This is a genomic window from Haloferax sp. Q22, assembly GCF_001482285.1.
Lineage (GTDB): Archaea > Halobacteriota > Halobacteria > Halobacteriales > Haloferacaceae > Haloferax.
In genome coordinates this window covers 28520-47590 of record NZ_LOEP01000005.1, presented here as the reverse complement: position 1 = coordinate 47590, position 19071 = coordinate 28520, and the positions used below count along the sequence as shown (strand labels likewise).

The 19071-nt window shown below is 67.0% G+C and carries 17 protein-coding genes and 1 tRNA gene; 9 read left to right on the top strand and 9 right to left on the bottom strand.

The features are described from left to right. Positions 1 to 41 precede the first annotated feature (41 nt). Positions 42 to 689, bottom strand: a complete 648-nt coding sequence (rnhB, locus tag AM590_RS01170) for a ribonuclease HII (RefSeq protein ID WP_058825842.1) — start codon at positions 687 to 689, stop codon at positions 42 to 44. Between the two features lie 77 nt (positions 690 to 766). Continuing rightward, positions 767 to 2050: a tRNA pseudouridine(54/55) synthase Pus10 gene (locus AM590_RS01165; protein ID WP_058825841.1), complete on the bottom strand. Its 1284-nt coding sequence runs from the start codon at positions 2048 to 2050 to the stop codon at positions 767 to 769. A 194-nt stretch (positions 2051 to 2244) separates the two neighbouring features. Between AM590_RS01165 and AM590_RS01160 the strand changes: the two genes are divergently transcribed. After that, positions 2245 to 3222 carry a DMT family transporter gene (locus AM590_RS01160; RefSeq protein ID WP_058825840.1) on the top strand — a complete coding sequence of 326 codons (978 nt, stop codon included), beginning with the start codon at positions 2245 to 2247 and terminating at the stop codon, positions 3220 to 3222. A 166-nt stretch (positions 3223 to 3388) separates the two neighbouring features. Here AM590_RS01160 and AM590_RS01155 read toward each other — a convergent pair whose 3' ends face one another. The 5 genes from AM590_RS01155 to AM590_RS01135 form a co-directional block, all read right to left on the bottom strand. Further along, the gene (locus AM590_RS01155; RefSeq protein ID WP_058825839.1) at positions 3389 to 3985 is read right to left on the bottom strand and encodes a twin-arginine translocation signal domain-containing protein; all 597 of its coding nucleotides are present in this window, start codon (positions 3983 to 3985) and stop codon (positions 3389 to 3391) included. A 100-nt stretch (positions 3986 to 4085) separates the two neighbouring features. Continuing rightward, a complete protein-coding gene (locus AM590_RS01150) occupies positions 4086 to 4664 on the bottom strand; it encodes a DUF4112 domain-containing protein (protein ID WP_058825838.1) in 579 nt (192 codons plus the stop codon). 180 nt (positions 4665 to 4844) lie between these two features. Continuing rightward, complete coding sequence (aceB, locus tag AM590_RS01145; protein WP_058825837.1) at positions 4845 to 6146, bottom strand: malate synthase AceB; 1302 nt, start codon at positions 6144 to 6146, stop codon at positions 4845 to 4847. After that, positions 6139 to 7176, bottom strand: coding sequence for an isocitrate lyase (gene aceA / locus AM590_RS01140; protein ID WP_004062919.1), 1038 nt, complete (start codon positions 7174 to 7176; stop codon positions 6139 to 6141). Before aceA ends, aceB begins: the two co-directional genes overlap by 8 nt. After that, on the bottom strand, positions 7173 to 7427 hold the full coding sequence (locus tag AM590_RS01135) for a hypothetical protein (RefSeq protein WP_058825836.1): 255 nt from the start codon (positions 7425 to 7427) through the stop codon (positions 7173 to 7175). The genes aceA and AM590_RS01135 overlap by 4 nt, the downstream gene beginning before the upstream one ends. Positions 7428 to 7774: 347 nt before the next feature. Between AM590_RS01135 and AM590_RS01130 the strand changes: the two genes are divergently transcribed. From AM590_RS01130 to AM590_RS01115, 4 genes are all read left to right on the top strand, one after another. After that, positions 7775 to 8728 (top strand): ABC transporter ATP-binding protein, encoded by a 954-nt coding sequence (locus AM590_RS01130; protein WP_058825835.1) that lies wholly within the window; start codon positions 7775 to 7777, stop codon positions 8726 to 8728. Next, positions 8725 to 9501 (top strand): ABC transporter permease, encoded by a 777-nt coding sequence (locus AM590_RS01125; protein ID WP_058825834.1) that lies wholly within the window; start codon positions 8725 to 8727, stop codon positions 9499 to 9501. Before AM590_RS01130 ends, AM590_RS01125 begins: the two co-directional genes overlap by 4 nt. A gap of 145 nt (positions 9502 to 9646) precedes the next feature. Then, the gene (locus AM590_RS01120) at positions 9647 to 10546 is read left to right on the top strand and encodes a S49 family peptidase (protein WP_058825833.1); all 900 of its coding nucleotides are present in this window, start codon (positions 9647 to 9649) and stop codon (positions 10544 to 10546) included. Next, complete coding sequence (locus AM590_RS01115; RefSeq protein WP_058825832.1) at positions 10533 to 11552, top strand: DUF4350 domain-containing protein; 1020 nt, start codon at positions 10533 to 10535, stop codon at positions 11550 to 11552. The genes AM590_RS01120 and AM590_RS01115 overlap by 14 nt, the downstream gene beginning before the upstream one ends. A 178-nt stretch (positions 11553 to 11730) precedes the next feature. Here the strand turns inward: AM590_RS01115 and AM590_RS01110 are convergent, their stop codons facing one another. After that, positions 11731 to 13632: an ABC transporter ATP-binding protein gene (locus AM590_RS01110; protein ID WP_058826015.1), complete on the bottom strand. Its 1902-nt coding sequence runs from the start codon at positions 13630 to 13632 to the stop codon at positions 11731 to 11733. Between the two features lie 168 nt (positions 13633 to 13800). On the opposite strand from AM590_RS01110, the gene trmY reads away from it, so the two are divergent. The 4 genes from trmY to AM590_RS01090 all read left to right on the top strand — a co-directional run bounded on the left by trmY (position 13801) and on the right by AM590_RS01090 (position 18584). Then, a complete protein-coding gene (gene trmY / locus AM590_RS01105) occupies positions 13801 to 14397 on the top strand; it encodes a tRNA (pseudouridine(54)-N(1))-methyltransferase TrmY (RefSeq protein WP_007276073.1) in 597 nt (198 codons plus the stop codon). Between the two features lie 84 nt (positions 14398 to 14481). After that, positions 14482 to 14554 (top strand) — tRNA-Pro (locus tag AM590_RS01100). A 385-nt stretch (positions 14555 to 14939) separates the two neighbouring features. Then, a complete protein-coding gene (locus tag AM590_RS01095; protein ID WP_058825831.1) occupies positions 14940 to 16178 on the top strand; it encodes an ABC transporter substrate-binding protein in 1239 nt (412 codons plus the stop codon). A gap of 105 nt (positions 16179 to 16283) precedes the next feature. Then, on the top strand, positions 16284 to 18584 hold the full coding sequence (locus AM590_RS01090; protein ID WP_058825830.1) for a hypothetical protein: 2301 nt from the start codon (positions 16284 to 16286) through the stop codon (positions 18582 to 18584). 143 nt (positions 18585 to 18727) lie between these two features. Here the strand turns inward: AM590_RS01090 and AM590_RS01085 are convergent, their stop codons facing one another. After that, on the bottom strand, positions 18728 to 18922 hold the full coding sequence (locus tag AM590_RS01085; protein ID WP_004041873.1) for a cold-shock protein: 195 nt from the start codon (positions 18920 to 18922) through the stop codon (positions 18728 to 18730). Between the last annotated feature and the right edge of the window lie 149 nt (positions 18923 to 19071).

The window sequence follows — 19071 nt, the reverse complement described above, 5'->3', positions numbered from 1 at the left end:
ACCCGACCCTCCACTTTTTCGAACGTCGGTCTCGCGACGCCTCAGAAATCCCCTAGCGACGACTGTTCGTGCGCGGCCATGAGGTCGGCACACGTCGACCACGACTTCCGCGCACAGTCCGGCAGAATGCCGTGTTCGCGGACGTACTCCCGAAGGAACTCGCGGGTCGTCCCGTCGCTCGGATAGCCGCTCCCCACCTCGCCGTACTCGTCAGCGATGGCCTCGACCCGGCGGTCGCGTTCGACCTTCGCCACGATGCTCGCCGCGCCGACGATGGCGTGTTCGTCGTCCGCGCGGTGCTGGGCGCGGACCTCGACCGAGACGCCCGCCTCGGCCAGCCCCTCGCGGACGCGGCGGCCGAATCTGGCCTCGTTCACGTCGCCCGCGTCGCAGACGAGTTCGTCGGCGTCGGCGGCGACGTCGGCGGCCGCCTCGACCTGCGCCCGGACGGTCAGCAGGTTCATGTCCGTCTCGGGGTCGTCGATTGTCTCGGGTTCGACGAACGCGACACCGACTTCCACGTCGTCTCGGTCGCGGAGTTTCGCGGCGAGTTCCTCGCGCCGCTCGGGAGTCAGTCGCTTCGAGTCGGCGATTCCGTCCGGGAGGGCGTCGGGGTCTCCTCGGACCGCCGCGGCGACCATCGGACCCAACACGGGCCCCTTTCCGGCTTCGTCGACGCCGATGTGCATACCTCGTCGGGTGTCGCGGGCGAGAATTAGAGATTGCGGTCCGCGACGACGCTCGCGGAGGTCCCCCGGGGCTCCGTTCAGTCCTTGAAGAACTCGTCGTCCTCGAACGGCTCGTCCTCGCCTTCGACCGCGATGACGTCGAGCGCGGTGACGACCGCGCCCGTGTCGAGGATGCCGGCGAGGCTCGGGTTCGTTCGGCCCTCGTCGCCCGAGATGAGTTCCTTGATGTAGAGACCGCCCTCGCCGTGGATTTCGACGGTCGCGTGGCGCGCGTCTTCGAGGTCGCCGGTGGCGTCGTAGACGTGGCGGGTGCGGGTGATGCTCGCGCGGCGGTGGTCGACGCGGTGGGGGGTGTACTGTTCGATGGTCGCGCCGGTGAGTTCGTCCAGCGCGGCCCCCAGTTCCTCGTCGGTCACGTCGTCGTCGAACTCGACGGCGGCGCGGTACTCCTTGCTCGCGTCGAGTTTCTTCACGCGCTCGACCATGTCGTAGGTGGCGAGCCGGAGCCCCTCGACCTCGATTTCGCCCTCGGCCATCGCGTTGATGTCACCTTCGAGCTGTTCGACGTCGATGGTGCGGCGACGCGGCTCCATGATTTCGACCACGAACGGTCGACCCGTCCCGAGCATGAGGGCGTCCACGTCCTCGCGGCCCGCGCCGTGAAACTTCGCGTCGACGCCGTCCATCACGTCGGTCACGACGGGAGCGACGAAGCCCTCGACGCTGTCCTCGTAGAGGTAGCCCGACCCGCCGCAGTAGTCGCAGGGCTCCTTGCCCTTGTAGCCCGACCCGTCGCACTCGCGGCAGGGCCACTCGGTCTGCGGGATGTCGCGCGCGAGTTTCCGGTAGCGCCCGTAGACGAACGCGGAGTTGAGCTGCGCCTCGACGGTGTCGGCCTCGATGTCGAGGAGGAACTGCACGTCCGGGCGGGTGAAGTCCACCTCGGTGCCGGTGAGTCGCCCCACGCGCTTTCCGACCTCGCGGTTGAACTCGGACTTGAACAGTTCGCCGGCGTCCTCGGGGAGCCCCGCGCCCTCGCGGAGCAGTAGCTCGTTTTCCTCGACGAGCGGCGGCGCACGGGTGCCGACTTGGTACGTCTCGACTTCCACGTCCTCGATGGCCTCGGCGCAGCGCTCGGCCCACTCGTCGAACTCGGCGCAGGCCCCCTCGCAGACCCAGCAGTCCTCGGTCTCGACGGCCTCGTAGGGCTCGTCGTCGTCGAGGGCGGCGGCGACCCGGAGCGACTTGCCCCGCTCGGCGTTCGTCAGCCCGAAACTGCGCTCGGCGAAGGCCCGGCCCAGACAGGCGTCGCAGACCGGCCCGCTCTCGGCGAGCGCTCGCGCGTCCTCAAGGATGCTCATGTTCGGTCTCTATCGGGGCGCGCGTAACTAGCTTACTTTGTTCGGCGGGCCGCCCACGGCACGGCACGTCGACATACCCCAGAGCTGAGACGTTTGTCAACACGACCCGAGTGGAGTGCTATCTCGGCTCCGAGAAATTTGATGTACGGCGGCGTGGTAGCCGCTTCAACACCTGGGTCTACGGTCGATATCTCGTGTCTATCAATACGCAAACGAATCGGACGCTCGCACTGTTCGCGACCATCGCGGTCCTCTGGGGAACCTCCTTCATGGCCATCGAGGTGGGCCTCGACGTCCTCCCGCCCGTGCTGTTCGCCGCCCTCCGGTACGACGTGGCCGGCGTCGTACTGTTCGTCTACGGCCTGCTCGCGGCGGAGGACTGGCGACCCCGCGGCCGCGACGAGTGGCTCGTCGTCCTCGTCGGCGGCACGCTGCTCATCGGCGCGCACTTCTCGCTCCTGTTCTCCGGCCAGCGGTACGTGACGAGCGGCGTCTCGGCCATCGTCATCAGCCTCGCGCCCGTCCTCACGCCGTTTTTCGCGTGGCCGATGCTCCCCGAGGAGCGCCTCGACGCGTTCGGGTTCTTCGGCGTCTTCCTCGGGTTGGCCGGGACGGTGGTCATCGCCCTCGCGTCCGGGTCGGTCGGCGGCCAACTGCTCGGCGTGGCCCTGCTGCTTCTCGCCGCCGCGGCGTGGGCGTTCGGCTCGGTGCTCGTCAAGCGGCTCCCCGGCAACCCGCCCGTCGTCCCGATGCAAGCGTGGATGATGCTCCTCGGCGCGGGCATGCTCCACGTCACGAGCCCCGTCCTCGGCGAGCCCGGCCTCGCGAGCGTGGCGTGGTCGCCGGTCGTCGTCGCCGCGCTGCTGTTCTTGGCCGTGCTGTGCAGCGCCGTCGGCTTCATCGCCTACTTCGTCCTGCTGGACCGCATCGGCGCGGTCGAAATCAGCCTCGTCAACTACGTCACGCCGGTCGTCGCCGCCGTCACCGGCTGGGCGTTCCTCGGCGAGCGCATCGGCCCCGCCACCGTCTCCGGCTTCGCGCTCATCCTCCTCGGATTCGCGTTCATGAAGCGCGACGCGCTCGGCCCGCTGGGTCGCCGTCTCGGCGTCCGCGTCGGCCTCGTCGCGCCCGAACCCGCGGCCGACCCGGACGTCCACCCGGCCGACGACTGAGCGGCGTCCCGTCGCCGACGCTGCAGGGCTACTCTCACAAGGCTGTCGCGGAACTCTCGCAGACTTGTCGCGTCCGGCGTCACGGCACGAACCTCGAACCGCCTCCGAGTAGAAAAAAGCTCGTCACGTCCGACGCCGGCGTCCGCGCCGGCCTCGGTCGTCGTCCTCAGTTGCTGGTCTCGTTGTCCGACGACGTGGTCGTCTCGTTCGTCGTCGTGACCGTCTCGTTGGCGGTTGTCGTCTCGGTGACCGTCTCGTTCGTCGCGGTCGCGTTCGTGGTCGTCGTCTCGTTGGTGGCCGTGGTGGTGGTCGTGGTCTCCTCGGCGGCCTCGTGAGTCGCGAGGACCTCCTCGGCACCCGCGCGACCGACCCAGACGACCTCGACCGTCGAGTCGCTCTCGGCAGACTCGATCTCGAGGAAGTTACCGACCGAGACGGGGTACTCCTGACCCTTCTCGCCGTCGGCGACCCACGTGGTGGTGCGCTCGTCGTCGACGGTGACGTAGACCTCGCTCGTCGCCTCGTCGGTGATCTTCTCGCCGCCCATGTGGACGACGCGGAGGACGCCGCCGTTCGTGCGGAAGGCGAGTTCGGGGGACGGAACCTCGGCCGGTTCGACGTCGGCCGTCGTCTCGCCCGTCGTGCCGTTGCCCGTCTCGTTGCCCGCGGTCGGCTGCGACCCGGAGTCACCGCCCATACAACCGGCGGTGGTGAGGAGGGCTCCTGTCGCGGCGGCGCTCTTCAGGAAGGTGCGTCGTTCCATACACGGTGATTTACAAGCTCGTATATATGTCTTGTAGTTTACAGTTTGGGGGTAGATAACTACTCCCACACCCGGTTTTCCAATTTTGTCTATCAGGTATTTACAATAAGCCAACCTGTCCGAGCGCCCACAGGGCGACGAGCGCCGTGGCCGCGCCGAGCGCGACGAGCAGGAGAGTGACGGCGGCCACCGCGGCCAAGAGGAAGCGCCGGTCGGCCGCCGCGCCAGCGGGGGAGGCGTCGTCGTACCGAGCCTCCAACAGGCGGACGTTCCGGGCGTTGGCCTTCCACGCCGCGTCGAACACGTCGCCGACGAGCGGGAGCGACCCGACGGTCGCGTCGAGGACGACGTTGCCGAGCATCCGCGCGAGCGTCGCCCGCGGCACGCCGAGCATCGCGGCCTCGACGAGGATGTACGCCGAGAGCGCCGAGGCCGTCGCGTCGCCGATGCCCGGGACGAGTCCCAGTATCGGGTCGAGACCGACGCGGTAGTTCGTCCCCGGCACCTCGAACGCCTCGTCGAGGTAGAAGCTCACCGCGCGGAGCCGAGCGAGGGTCTCCTCGTCCGCGAGGCCCGCCGACTCGAAATCGACGACTGCGTCGGGTTCAAGCGGTTCGTCGCCGTCGCCGTCACCGCCGCTCGCCGCCGCGGGCGTCGTCGGTGTGGAGGAGTCGTTCACACGCGTCGAGTCGCGCGGGCGGAACTTGAGGATAGCGTCGAGTGGAAAAAAGAACGCGACGCGCCGCCCCCACGGTTCGGGCGGGCGCGTCTCAGAGCTACGAAGCCGGACGCCGTCGTGTGACCATGCCGGAACCGGGAGCCGACGGCGGACTCCCTGAGTTGGAGTCGATGGCCGAGCTTAGAGCCCCACCTCAATCGCGCGCTCGACGACGCCCGCGCCGTAGCGCTCTTCCAACTCCTCGTGTTGGTCCGGACGGTGTTCGTACACGTCTTGGAACAGGCTGATGGGCGTCATCGCGGCCTGGTACGTCGCCTCGTCCCACATGCGGTCCTTGGCGATGTCGATTTCGGTACCGCCGATGCGGAGCGTCGCCGACTGGGTCATGGCGATCGCGCCGCGGCCGGCCTCCTTGGCCGCCTCGAACTCCTCCATGGAGTCGACGATATCGTCCATGCTCGGGACGTACGAGGTCAGACCGAGCAGTTCCTCGCGGAGTTCGTCCGCGGTGAGTTCCCGCGCGTCGCCGCCGACCCGGAGTTCGTAGCCGCCGTCGGTGGCTTCGAGCGAGAGGCGGTCGCCGTCGTACACCTCGACGCCGTCTTCGGACGCGAGTTCGACCTCCTCGCCGCCCGCGTCGAGGAGCCAACTGCCGGTCTTCGGCGGGAGCGGCGAGGTGTTTGCCTCGACGACCTGTCCGGGGGTGAGCGACCAGATGCCGAGCATCCCCTTCGCCTGATTCTCGGTCATGCGCTCGCGGTAGCCTTCGACGTCGCGGATGTCGTCGTAGGGGCCGTCGACGGCGATACAGCCGGCGGCGCTGGCCCCGCGGGAGGTGTTGTGTCGAAGCTCCGGCCACGCCGGGAGTTCGCCGGTGGGCGTCATGGCCCGCATGTCCTTCGTGTAGTCGACCTCGCCGTCGACGAGGAGGAACAGCCGTTCGAGGTTGTTCGTCGGCTTGCCCATCTCGTCACGGAGGTCGCCCATGGCGAGTTCGGCTTCACCGCTCTCGATGATGACCGACATGGCGAGGCTCCCCTCGTCGAGTCCGTGCTCGTTCTCGACGATGGTGAACCACTCGTCGGCCTTCTTCCAGTCGTCGATGCCGCCGACCTCGGGGATGACGAAGCCGTCGATGTGTTCGACCGCGCCGTTTTCCGGGTCGGTGATTTCGAGCATGTGCTGGAAGCCCTGATACCGGGTTTCGGGGCTGTCGCGGTGCCAGACCATCCGGGGGTGGATCTCGCCGGGGAACTCCGAGCCGTGTTCGGAGATGACTTCGATGATGTTCTCGGCTCCCTCGTCGCGCATCGACGGCGCGGTGGCGTCCTCGTTGTCGGGGACCCACACGTCGGGGGCCTGCATCCCGCGGAGGCCGGCCGCCCGTCGGAGCATTTTCGCGGAGTCGGCTTCGCCCTCGACGGCCGTCGGCGAGGTGAAGAACGTCCGCACGAACTGTCGGTCGTGTCTGCGCTCAGTCATCGTCGTTGCTCGTGATGGGGTCGGCCTGCTCCTCGCTGAACCCTTCCGACTCCTCGATGCGGCGGCGCGCCTCGGGGTCGAACTGCGTCTCGATGTCCTGATACCGCGAGACGAACGACAGCTCGTGGTGGCTCTCGGTCGGGTGGCCAAGGTAGCGCTGTTCGAGGTCGAACTGCCCTTCTTCGTCCTGTTCGGCGAGCTTCTTGAAGTCCTCGTAGACGGCGTGCGCGCCCGAGTGGAGGCCGAACAGCGTGATGAAGATGTACTTGTAGCCGAGGTCGCCCAGCTCCTGGAACGTCAGCGGGTCCTCCTCTTCGGACCACGCGAACGACGACGAGTAGTTGAACGCGAGCTTCAGGTCCGGGTGGGTCTCGTGAATCTCCTCCGCGTAGGCGACGGCGTCCTCGCGCGAGGGGTTCGGCATCTCGGGCCAGACGATGTCGACGCCGGCGTCGGCGTAGATACGGCCGCGTTCGACGTGTTCGTCCCAGTCACCGTTCGAGGAGCCGTAGGCGTCGGTACGGGCGATGACGACCGTGTCCTCCGACTGCTTGGCGTCGACGGCGGCCTCGAAGCGAGCCTTGGCCTTCTCGCGGGAGACGATTTGCTTGCCCGCGATGTGGCCGCAGCGCTTGGGCGTCGTCTGGTCCTCGATGTGGACGGCGGCGACGCCGGCCTTCTCGTACTCGCGGACGGCGCGGCGGACGTTGTGGATGCCGCCGTAGCCCGTGTCGCAGTCGGCGATGACCGGCAGATTCGTCGCCTCGACCATGCGCTTTGCGTTCTCGACCATCTCGGTCATCGTGACCATCTCCAAGTCGGGGAAGCCGAACTGCCCGAGGACCGTCGAGTAGCCGGACATGTAGGCGGCGTCGTGGCCCGTCATCTCGGCGAGGCGGGCGTCCAGCGCGTGGTACATGCCGGGGGCGAACACGAAGTCCTGCGTGTTCAGCATCTCCCGCAGTTCGCGGGCCTTCTGGTTGTCAACATCCTGTGCGAAGACGTCGCTGTCGAGTTCGGTCGGGTTCATTGGGTGTCGGTGGGCTGCATCGTTCGCTCGATACGGTTCAGTTGGGCGCGGAGCGCGGCGAGTTCGCGCCGAATCGTCGTCATCTCGTCGTCCCCACCCGGCTGTTGGATGAAGGGGACGAGCGGCGCGTCCATGTTCTCCTCGTTGTTGGGGTAGCGCCGCGCGGCAGGTGGACGAGTCGTCGTCGAGCGAGTGGTGGTCGGTGTGCGGGTCGTCGTGTCGGTTCGGGTCGTGTTGTCGCGGTTTGTCATCGGTTACGTCGGTGGGGTCGGCGGTCGGTAGCGGTCGGTTCGAGTCATGGTCGTCGAGCGGTCGGATGCGTGGTGTGCTGCGGATACTACCATCGGATGTCTCCTCACCCGGTTCGACTGCAGAGTAGTACTAATAGTTAATGATTGATAATGATAATATTAGTTAATGACTTAGTTCTGTACGAACGGATATTAGGCCCTAATTTGACACATGGTAACACACCTGCCCCGTCGCGCAGGGTCAGAGCGTTATCGGGTCCAGTCGGCGACCGGCCGTGTCACGCCGTGACGGGGCGTTCCGCGGACACTACGCTTAATCGCGTCCACGCCCGACGACGCACCAACGAATGGCATCCGCGATTGAGATACGCGACCTGACGAAGTCCTACGGCGACGTCCGCGCCCTCGACGGCGTCGACCTCGACGTTCCCGAGGGGTCGTTCTTCGGGCTGTTGGGGCCGAACGGGGCGGGGAAGACGACGTTCATCAACATCCTTGTCGGCCTCGTCCGCAAGACCGGCGGCGAGGCGAGCGTCTTCGGCTACGACGTGGAAGACGACTACCGCGAGGCCCGCGACCGCATCGGCCTCGCGCCCCAGGAGTTTAACGTGGACCGATTCTTCCCCATTCGGGAAGTGCTCGAACACAAGGCGGGCTACCACGGGATTCCGCACGACGAGGCCCGCGAGCGCGCCGACGACGTGCTCAAGCGCGTCGGCATCTACGACAAGCGCGACACCCGCTTCGACTGGCTCTCCGGCGGGATGAAACGACGGTTCATGCTCGCGCGGGCGCTCATCACCGACCCCGACCTGCTCATCCTCGACGAGCCGACCGCCGGGGTCGACGTGCAACTGCGCCACGAACTCTGGGAGACCATCGTCGACCTCAACGACAGCGGGACGACCATCCTGCTCACGACCCACTACATCGAAGAGGCCGAACGCCTCTGCGACGAGGTCGCCATCCTCGACTCCGGGTCCGTCATCGAGGTCGCCAGCCCCGAGGAACTGATGGACCGCGGCACCGACGACATCGTCGTCCAACTCCGCGACCCGCCGACTGCGGTGCCCGACTTCGCGGCCGACGACGACCGCGTCGAGGCCGTCGAACTGGACGGCACCCGCCTCGTCGTGACGGCACAGCAGGGCGGTCTCGTCGCCCCCGACGTGGTGCAGGCGCTCGACCGGCAGGGCCACGAAATCGTCGACCTCGAAATCTCCCGCACGTCGCTCGAAGAGGTGTTCGTCGAGATGACGAGACAGGGCGAGGGCCGCGCCACCGCGGAGGTCGAGCAATGAGCCTCACGAGCCTCGACGTGACCGGCTTTTACGCCCTGCTCCGTCGCGAAGTCCTCCGATTCGTTCGCCGCCCGCGCAACACGTTCGTCCCGCCGTTTATCACGAACGTGCTGTACTTCTCCGTGTTCGGCGTCATCCTCGGCGAGCGCATCAACGAAATCGCGGGCGTCCCGTACATCCTGTTTATCCTCCCCGGCCTCATCGTCCTCGGGGCCGTCTCGAACGCCTTCGAGAACGCGTCCTTCTCTATCTTCCACGGCCGCTGGAACCGCTACATCGAGGAGGCGCTGACCTCGCCGCTGTCGTACACCTCGATGGTCGGCGCGTACGTCCTCTCCAGTGCGACCCGCGGGGTGCTCGTCGGCGCGCTCGTCGCCCTCATCGGCGCGTTCTTCACGTCCGTCGGCGTCGCCCAACCGTTCTATCTCGTCGCGTTCGTGCTCGTCATCACCCTGTTGTTCGCGGGCCTCGGCGTGGTCGGCGGCCTCTGGGCCGACGACTTCGACGACCTGACGATGATGAACCAGTTCATCCTGCGCCCGCTGGTGTTCTTCGGCGGCGTCTTCTACTCGCTCAACGAGATTCCGGCGACCTTCCAGCAGGCGTCGCTCCTCAACCCGATGATATACATGGTCAACGGCGTCCGCTACGGCTTCCTCGGCGTCACCGAGGTGGACCCGAACCTCTCTCTCGGCGTGCTGACGGCGCTCACGCTCGGCGTCGTCAGTCTCAACGTCGTTCTCTTCCGGCGAGGCTACGGACTGACCGACTAAGGCCGGTCGACCGTCATCGACCGTCTCCGGTGACGACCCGCCGTAGTCGGCTCATCTCTCCCCGTTGCCTCGCGTTCTTGTCTGAACAACTGTCTTTTACGATGACAAGTATTTTCACAACCGCTCTAGAAGTCACGTCCGCAGTATGGTATCAAAACCCTCCTCCGCGGCGTCGACGCGGACCGTTTCGGTCCTCGCCCTCGTCGCGGCCGTCCTGGTTGGAGCATTCCTCGCCCCCGTCGTCTACGACGCGGCCGCGCCCACCCCCGACAGGGTCGCGGTTATCTCGGTCGACGGGACCATCACCTCCTACACAGCTGACCAGCTGGAAGAGGACCTCCACGAAGCGCGAGAGAACGAATCGATAAAGGCCGTCGTCCTGCAGGTCGACAGCCCCGGCGGCTCTGCCGCCGCCTCCGAGCGGATGTACTTGGCGGTCAACCGGACCGCCCAAGAGATGCCCGTCGTTTCGAGCGTCCAAGGAACGGGCGCGTCGGGCGCGTACTACACGATGCTTCCCTCGGAGAACATCTACGTGACGCCCTCGTCGGTCATCGGGAGCGTCGGCGTCCGCGGTTCGGCACCCTACGGCGGCTCGTCCAACGAGATCCGCACCGGTCCCGACAAGGCGTCGATGACCCTCGACCACCGCGAAGCGCAGATTGAGACGCTGAAGCACGCCTTCGTCGGCAGCGTCATGGACCACCGCGGCGACGAACTCTCGCTGTCGCGCGAGGAGGTCGCCTACGCGAAGGTCTACACCGGCGCTCGCGCCACGCAGAACGGCTACGCCGACGACATCGGTACGCTCCAGACGGCCATCGAGCGCGCCGCCTCCGAGGCCGGCCTCGAAGACTACGAGGTCGTCGAGAAGGAGCCCCCGACTCGTTCGGGAATCATCCTTCTCAGCTCGCAGAGCGGGAATTCGACGGTCGTCATCGAAGAGAGTCCCATCGGCTACGACGGCGTTCGCGCGCCGCAGTTCCTGATGGTGTACGGGCAAGTGCAGTACGAAGATGAGGTGATCGGTAATGTCTCAGCGTAACTTACTCGGCGGGACGGTCGTCTTCGCGGTCGCGCTCGGCCTCATCTTGGTCGGAGCCGCGGTGGCACCCTACGCCTTCCAACTCGGCGGTAGCGCCCCGGCAGACACGGAAAACGCCGCGAAGCAGGCGTTCGACGCGGACGAACTCGTCGCCACGCCCGGCCCCGAATCGGGCGACGTGACGATGGACTCCAACGCGGAGCCGAAGACCGTCCTCATCGACGTGGCCCACGAGAACAGCGTGAGCGAGTCCGACATCCAGCCGCTCGTCGACGCGCTCGTCGCCAACGGCCATCAGGTGAAGTACCTCACCCGCGAGGACGCCCAGCGGAACTTCAACGCCTCGCTCCGGAAAGCCGACGCCTTCGTCGTCGTCAACCCCGAACAGCCGTACACCGGCGACCAGCTCGCCGGCCTGCGTTCGTTCGAGGACGCTGGCGGCCGCGTCGCCCTCGTCGGCGACCCGCAGTCCGCGGGCACGACGAGCATCCTCGGTCTCATCACCGTCTCGGTGTCGTCCGGGACCACCGGCGGCGACGCCGGACTGACCTCCGACTACGGGGTCTCGTTCGGCTCCACGTCGCTGTACAACATGCACGACTACTACCTCAACTACGAGAACGTCTACGCCACGCCCGAGGGCGAAACCGCTCTGACCGAGGGCGTCGACGAGGTCGTGTTCCGCGACGCCGCGCCGCTTTCGGTCTCGGCCGACAGCGTCTCGCCGGCGCTCGTCTCCGGCGGCGAGACCCGCGTCGAGTCGATTCGCAAGACCGGTCCGTACACGGTCGCCGCCCAGAGCGAGACGGTTGTCGCCATCGGTGACGCCGACTTCCTCGCGCCCGAATCGGCCTACGAGGCCGACAACGAGGTGCTCGTCGGCAACCTCGCTGACTTCCTCGTCTCCGGCGACAAGGAAGCCGGTGCGCCCGCTCCGGCCACGCCCGAAGCCGGCGGCGCGCCCGGCTCGGCACCCGGACAGGGGACCGCCCCGACTCAGGCGTAACCGAACCGCATCGACTCGTATCGACGCGACCGGTCCACCTGTCTCAGCCATCGCGGGCGGCCGGTCGCCCGACGCCGACACCCAGCCATCACTCACGTGACCGAAGCCGGACTCCCGGCTTCGCTGTCCCGACTCGTTTCTTTCGTCGTACTTCGCCTCCCGTCGGTCGACGACTTCCTCAGGCGTCTTTGCCCCCGTCGGCGGTGACCCCGTCGGCGATGCGGTCCGCGTCGGCCTCATCAGCCGCGCGGCTTCGTTCGACCAGTCGCGCGAGGATATCCGCAGAGACGCCCGATACGTCACCGGCCTGAATGCCCCAGAGCGTCGCGTAGAGGCCGCCGAGTTCGACGAGTTCGTCGTGGGTTCCCGACTCGACGACTTCCCCCTCGTCGAGGACGACGATGGCGTCGGCCCGGCGGACTGTCGAGAGCCGGTGGGCGATGACGAGCGTCGTCCGGCCCGCCGAGAGGCGGTCGAGCGCGCGCTGGATGAGCAGTTCCGTCTCCGTGTCGACGGCGCTCGTCGCCTCGTCGAGGACGAGAATCCGCGGGTTTTGGAGCATCGCGCGGGCGATGGAGAGCCGCTGGCGTTGACCGCCCGAGAGCTTCACACCGCGCTCGCCGATGCGGGTGTCGTAGCCGTCGGGGAGCCGCGAGACGAACTCGTGGGCCTCGGCGGCGCTCGCGGCCGCGACCATCTCCGGCTCGCTCGCATCGAACGCCCCGTACAGGAGGTTCTCCCTGACCGTCCCGTCGAAGAGGTACACGTCCTGACTCACGTAGCCGATTGCTTCGCGCAGACTCCTGATTTCGACGTCGCGCACGTCGTGGCTGTCCACGCGGACCGCCCCGTCCGTGGGTTCGTAGAGCCTGAGGAGGAGCTTCGCGACGGTGGATTTCCCCGCGCCCGTGGGGCCGACGAGCGCGACGGTCTCTCCCGGTTCGGCCGTGAACGAGACGTCGCGGAGCACCTCGCGGCCGGTCGCGTAGGCGAACGACACGCGGTCGAACTCCACGCGGCCGGCGACTGCGTCAAGGGCTGCGGCGTCGGGCGCGTCGCGGACGACGGCTTCCCGGTCGGCCAGTCCGAAGATGCGCTCGCCCGAGGCGCGGGCGTTCTCGTAGGAGTTGACGATGCGCCCCGCACCCGACAGCGGGTCGATGAACCGCTGGGTCATGAACAGGAACGTGACGAACTCGCCAACCAGCAGGTCGCCCGTGAAGTGCGCGGGCGGGCCGAAGATGAGCCAGACGCCGCCGATGGCGAACGTGGCGGCGAACGCGACGCCCGCGAGGAGTTCCATCGACGGCTGGTAGAGGTAGTCGAGTCTGACGACCGCGAGGGCGCGCCGGTAGTAGTCCATGGAGGCGTCGGCGACGCGGTCGGTCTCGTAGTCCTCGGTCGCGGAGGCCTTGATGACCTCCATCCCCGAGACGTTGTTCTCGATGCGGGTGTTGAGCGCGCCGACGCTCTCACGGAGCGCGCGGTACAGCGGCCGAATCGTCCGCATGAACCAGACGGTGAAGACGGCGAGAAGCGGGACGGCCACAAGCGTGACGACCGCGAGTTGGGCATTCAGGTAGAATAGCACGCCGGCGATGCCGACGACGGCGACGACCAACTGGAGGCCGCCCGAGAGCGTGCTATCGAGGAACGTCCGGAGGTTGCGCACGTCGCCGTCGAGAATCGACAGCACCTGCCCGGTCTGTTTGTCGTCGAAGAAGGCCATGTCGAGGCGCTGGAGCGCGTCGTAGGTGTCCACGCGGACGGCGTGCTGGACGCGATTCGAGTAGACGGCGAGGCCGAGACCCTGCACCCACGAGAGCGCGACGCCGCCGACGAACGCCCCGATGACGAGCCAGAAGCTCAGCCAGAACTGCCCGGAGACGGTCGTCGGCAACCACGACGACGGGACCAACGGGAGTGCGTACGCCGTGTTTCGGAAGAACACCGCGTCGATGGCGACCCCGAGGACGAGCGCCGGCACGATGGCGACGAGCCGCCCGAGGACGCTCGCCAGTAGCCCGACGACGAACCACGCGAGGTTCTCGCGACCGTATTCGGCGAACAGGCGGACCATCGGGTCGCGCCCGGCTTTGAGGCTCACTTACCCGAGGTAAGCGTCCGGCGGATATGACATGCGCGGTCAGGGGGATTCCCGTCCACCGCGTGCGCCGCTTCGCTCAAATCTGCCCGCTTGCCCGCGCGAGTGAACAGCAATAAGGCCCCGACGCGCCGAGTCGGATTCATGCGCCAATTCATCGTCATCGGCCACGACGCGCCGACGACGCCCGACTTCTCGCTCGACGACATCGCGGGTGGGGCCGGCCGCCTCGACGTGCTCTGTCGCTGTGTGAACTCCGCGTTCTTCCTCTCGCACGACATCCGCGAGGACGTTCGGGTCCACCTCGTCCTCGGCGACGAGTACACCGTCCGCTTCGAGGGGTCGGAACTCCGCCGACTCAACCCCGACGAGCGCTCTACCGCCGCCCTGATTCGCAAGGCGCTGGAGAAGCGCGAGGAGGCAATCGGCCACATGCCGGCCGAGTCGTCGCCGGGAGTCTCCATCCGCCGGATGGGCTTCGAGACGACGCTGGAGGAGGCTGCCCGCGACGCGACCGTGGTCGAACTCCACGAGGACGGTGACCCCGTGGTTCAGGTCGAACCCCCAGAGAATCCGCTTTTCGTCCTCTCTGACCACCACGACTTCACCGACGAGGAAGCCGAGTTGCTGGCGGCCGCCGCCGACGAGCGGGTCCGCCTTGGCCCCGAGATTCTCCACGCCGACCACTCGATTACGGTCGCGCACAACTACCTCGATACCGCGGGATATTCGCGGTACTGAGTCGGGGTCGGCGGTGTGTCACGCGGTCTGACGGTGGCCCACAATCACAACTGTTAAACGCGACGGTGGCTTGCCTCAAAATGCGGGCCGGTGGGGTAGCTTGGTATCCTTCGGCCTTCGGGTGGCCGTAACCTCAGTTCGAATCTGAGCCGGCCCATATTCTCCCCACCTTTCACGACCCACGAGCGACAGCGAGTGGTCTGAAAGGTGTGGGAGATTTCACCCGGTGAAGATTCGAATCAGGGAACGAACGAAGTGAGTGACCGTGGTTCGAATCTGAGCCGGCCCATTTCTACCCCTTTCAACGCCAACGAGCACCGCGTAGCGTGTGCGAGTCTCCCCGAAACGGTTGTTTGGGCGACTGAAGATTCGAACGTCCGAGCGACAGCGAGGGAAGTTCGAATCCCAGTCACACCCCGCCGTCAAACCGAAAATCTTCAATAGTTTAGGACAACCTAAACCAACCGCTGGTTGGCGGTATCGACGGTCCACCACCGCCAGAGAACCGAAGCAATTATCCATTTTAGGTGGGCCTAAAAATTATGGAGCACGACGAGACGCCACGGAAGGGTCTGACGCGGCGCGACTACGTGAAGTATGGCGGCGCGGCGGTCGGCGGCGGCCTGCTCGCCGGCTGTACCGGGGGGAACGATTCGGAGTCTACGGACGCCGAGACCGAATCGACGACGCAGACCGCGACCGAGACAGCCACGGACACGGAGGCCGAGACGGCCGAGGACAGTTCGTACTCGGTGTCGATGTCGCCGGTCGGCACCGTCGAGTTCGACGAGCCGCCGCAGAGCATCTTCACGCGGCTGACCCACCACGCGGGGATGGCGTTCGCGCTCGGCCGCGGTGACGACGTGAATGCGGTCAACGGGCCGGCGTACTACGACACGACGTGGAAGCAGTTTACGGCGCGACTCCCGGGCGTCGAGGTCGACTGGGCGGATCTGTATCCCTCGTGGGAGACGAGCAAGGAGAAGCTCTACGAGCTCGACAGCGACGTGCATCTGGCCGATCCCGCGTGGGTCGTCCAGCTCGAACAGTGGGACATGGACGACATCGAGGAGGTCGACGACAACATCTCACCGTGGTTCGGGAACTCGTTGAGCGGTCGTCACGCGTCGCCGACCGACGAGTGGACCGGCGACTACGAGTATTACACGCTGTGGGAGCAGTTCGAGAAGGTCGCGCAGGTGCTCAAAGAAGCGGAGCGCTACGAGGCCCTCGCGGCCGTCCACGACGACCTGCTCGCCACCATCGAGGCGGGTCTGCCGCCGGAAGACGAGCGCCCGAGCGTGGTGCTTCTCACGGCGGCCGACATCGAAAAGCAGATCTGGGCGTACACGGTCGGCACCCCCGGATTTATGACCTCTCACATCCGACCGCTCGCACCCCGCGACGCGTTCGAAGGCTCTATCGAGTCCGGCTCGAACGTCGACTTCGAGGCGCTGTTGGAGGCCGACCCCGACGTCATCCTCTTCCTGAGCGGGATGCAGCCGAACGTCAGCATGAACGACCTCCGGGCAACGCTCGAAGACGACCCCGTCGCCGCGGAGATTTCGGCGGTCCAGAACGGCCGCGTCTACCCGCAGGGCGCGCGCTATCAGGGTCCGATTCTCAACCTGTTCCAACTGGAGATGAGCGCCAAGCAGTTCCATCCCGAGGAGTTCGGTGAGTGGCCGACCTCGGATGGCGGTCCGTACCCCGAAATCCCGGAGGAAGAACGGCTGTTCGACCGCCAGCACGTCGCCGACATCATCAACGGCGAGTTCTGAGCGGTCGCCCACGCCGCACCGACGGCCCCGCCAACCGGCCCCGCATTCTCCGTCGCCGAACGACACAAGAGATTTGTTCCGTCCTCGACTCCACCACATAGACAGATGACGGACCGACCCGCGTTCGACCGACGGGCGTTCCTCGCCGCGCTCGGGGGCGTTGGTCTCGGGTCGCTCGCCGGGTGTTCGGCCCTCGGCGGCGACTCAAGCGAGACCACGAGCACCGCCGCCCCGACCGCCAGCGTCGACGCCGACGTCGCCCGCGACCTCGCCGCGCGGTTCGCGCCGACGCTCTACTTCGACGCCGCCGAGACGTGGTTCCCGACGGATCCGCGGTCGTACGCGAGCGACCGGGACGGCGAGACGGTTGTCGACGGCTTCGACGCGCTCGACGGCTATCACGCGACACAGCGGGAGACCGGCGAGCGAGCGCCGGAGCCGACGGTGTTCTACAACGTGGTCCGATACGAGGACTCGTCGCTGACGGCCGTGCAGTACTGGTTCTACTCGGTGTTCGACCAGTTCACGACGAACTTCCACTGGCACGACTGGGAGGTGTTGCACGTCTTCGTCGACACGGCGGACGACGAGCCGGTCCCCCAACTCTACGTGGCGAGTTCGCACTCGCAGTCGGTGCCGAACAACGAGTTCCTCGACCCGGATCCCGAGCGCCCGCCACGGGTGCTGTCGGAACTCGGGTCGCACTCCAGCGCGCTCTCGCTCAACGACCGGGCCGACCGGTTCCAGCGGCTCCCGGCGGGCGGGACGTTCGCGGACATCACGAACCGGGCGTTCGACCGTATCGAGGACGTCGCGGAGATTCCCATCGCCTACGGCCTCCCCAGAGATGAGGGCGCGCGCCTGCCCTACGTCGTCCCGGAACTCGACGGCGCGCCGGTGTACGAAGACGAGCGGCTCCCGTCCGTCACGCGTGAATCCCTCGTCAGCGAGGCGCTCACGGTGCGGTCGTTCGACGCGCTGTCGTCGCCGCCGACGGACTTCCCTGCGCGCTCGACTGGGCTGGTGTTCGGGCCTGAGGCGACCGACGAGCGCGACACAGACGCGGACGCGGACGCAGACATCGAGTACGCGCTCGTCCCCGCGGGCGAGGTCGAACACATTACTGCGTTCACCGGGCCGCAACTGAGCTTCGAGTTCGTGGTCCCGACGTTCGCCGAAGACGCGATTGCGAGCCACCTCACGACGACGAGCGCGCCGTGGAGTCAGCCGCGCTACGCCGACCCCGCGGCGGACATCACCGACCCGACCCACCGGAGCGCCCTCGCCGAGCGGTACGATGTCGTCGACGAGCCCTCGGCGCTCAACACGCTTTTCGTCCGGGTGACGGAGGCCGTCACCGACGCGGACGCGCCGGACGGCGAGGGCGTGACGACCCGCGAGTCGGGCGTCGAGTCCGTGCTTCTCTTGGAGAGCGACCCCGAGGCCGCGCCGACGTTCGGCGGACTCGGCGTCCTGCAGGACGTGCCCGCGGGCGAGCACCGGCTCACGGTCAACGGCGCGGGGTCGGCACCCCACAGCGAGACGGTTCAGGTGGGTGACGTGGGGCCCGGTTCGGGGTCCACGTCGGAGACCGAATCGTCGTCTGGCGACGATGACAGCGACAGCGACACCCTCACCACGGCCGGGGTGGACGGCGAAATCCCGCTCGTGGCGCGGGAGTCGGCGACGAAAGTCGAGGTCGACGCCGACGGCACGGATCGCGACCTGACGGCGCTCGCGCTCGAAGACGACTTCGGCGGCCGACTGTACGACGCGCCGCTATCCGGGCCGGACGCCGTCTACGTCCACCGCGGCGGCGCGTACACCGTCGAAGTCCGCGACAGTGACGACGAACTCGGCGCGTTCCGCGTGAACCCCGACCCCGTGAACGAAGAGTCGGATTCGGACGGCGACGCCGCGCCCGACTCGATTCCGAGCGTCCGCATCGACGAACCCCGAACCGGGAAGGCGTCGCTCGCGACGTTTCTCGCGGATATTTCGGCGGAGACGGCCGCGGCGGTCGCGGCGGTCGACGAGGAAGACAGCGGTGACAGCGACGGCTCGGATGATTCGGGTACTTCGGACGACTCGTCGGGCACGGGTACCCCGGACGACTCGACCCAAACGTCGATGAGCAACGGACAGGAGAACGCGATTCGCGGGCTGGCGCAGGCGCTCGAATCGGTCGCCGAGGCCGCACGCCGGGCCGCGGAGCGCGCCGAGGCGGGCGACCGCGGACGGGCGGACGAGAGCCTCGTCACCGTCGCGTCCCGCCTCGAACGCGTGGCCGAACGGCTGGCCGAGGCCCGCGAGGACCTGCCGGGGTCGCTCTCGCGGGCGACCGACCGGCGACTCGAACAGGCGCGGCGTCGCTCCGAGCAGGCCCGCGCGGCCGACGCGCTCTGAGTCAGTAATTCGCGCGGCCGACGCTCTGAGTTGGAAGTGGATAGGTCGCGTAGCCGACCGGCCGCGAACGCGTCGCTCACCGGTCGAATATACGCAAAATGTGAGTTATCGTTCTGCCGCGAAACGCGGCGTACTAAATTAGTTTAAAGGCGCGTGAGGTTCGTCGCGCGCGGGCCCTTGGGGGCCTGCTCGATGTCGAACTCCACATCCGTGCCTTCTTCGAGGTCCGGGCCGCCGATGTCTTCCATGTGGAAGAACACGTCGTCGTCAGCATCGTCCGTCGAAATGAAACCGTAGCCGCCAGTGTCGTTGAAGAAATCAACGTTTCCTTTCGCCATTGCTTTTGAACACACACGCCCTTTGCGGATAAGACTTGTGAGGGTCGTGTTGTCACGGGGCTATTTTATTGAATATTTTTCTGAATCCTCGATCTTTGTAGACGAATGTTCTGTTGTGTCGGTTCTGCTCTCGTTCGCCTAGCGGTTCG